The sequence below is a fragment of the Vibrio sp. Vb1554 genome, from assembly GCF_033344235.1.
In genome coordinates this window covers 1-1,116 of the sequence record NZ_JAWPOJ010000376.1, presented here as the reverse complement: position 1 = coordinate 1,116, position 1,116 = coordinate 1, and the positions used below count along the sequence as shown (strand labels likewise).

1 protein-coding gene is annotated in these 1,116 nt (G+C 44.6%); it reads right to left on the bottom strand.

The window, feature by feature from the left end:
• Nucleotides 1–1,116: sodium:proton antiporter (locus R8N28_RS26405; protein WP_318183809.1), on the bottom strand; the 1,116-nt coding region annotated here is incomplete at both ends.

Here is a 1,116-nt window from a genome sequence, read left to right as displayed (position 1 = left end):
TCCTGATGGAATTGAAAGTGCCATTGCTAGCGCTAGGCCGCCACGTAGGCCACCCCAAGTCAAAATTTTTACTGACCATGGGTTGTATTTTCTGTAACGTTTAAAGCCTATGTATGAGATAAAGACGCTGAGATAGCGAGAGGCTAGCACCAGAGGGACTGCAATTGCCATCATGATCCAGTCTTCTTCATGGAACTTAAATAGCAGCATCGACATACCAATTAATAGGAATAGCACGCCGTTTAGGAACTCATCTACTAACTCCCAGAAGTGGTCTAGGTGGTCTTCACTCTCTTTAGAGAAGCCAATAAAGCGTGTCCAGTTACCGATCATAATTCCCGACACCACCATCGCAAGTGGGCCTGAAACATGAATGTACTCAGCAAATGCGTAACCTGCTGTAGGAACACCGATGGTAAGTAGTAGCTCCATTGAGTGATCGTCAGTAGCACTGATTAGGTAGTGGAATACTAAGCCCAATAGAAAGCCATAGACGATTCCGCCAATCGCTTCTTGGATGAAGAGTAGAGTGACGCTACCGACTGTTGGTGCTTCTGAGCCAAATGCAATGGTGAAAAGCGTGACGAAAATAACCAAGCCGAAGCCATCATTGAATAGTGACTCCCCTTCGATCTGTGTCGAGATACGTTTAGGTGCATCTAACTTTTTAACGATAGCTAGAACGGCAATCGGGTCGGTAGGCGAGATTAATGCGCCAAATAGCAAGCAGTAAACCAAATCAAACTGTATGCCGATCAGCATACAAAGGCCATAAAGAACAAAGCCGATGAAGAAGGTTGAGAACAGGGTTGCTCCAAGAGCCAATACCGTGATTTCCCACTTTTGATCTTTTAAGTTGGGTAGCTTGATGCCCAAGCCGCCAGCAAAAAGCAAAAATCCAAGGATGCCTTTCAACAAAAAGTCTTCAAAGTTGATCCTTGTTACCGTCTCGGTTGCAATCTCCGTAAGGTGAAACCAGTTGTTTTGACCGGCGATCAAAATAAGTAGAGAAAGAACCATTGAACCAGCTGTAATGGCGATGGTGGTTTGCATCTTTCCTATCTTGCTGTTTACAAAAGCAATTAGCATCGCAGCTGCGGATAGAAAACATAAAGT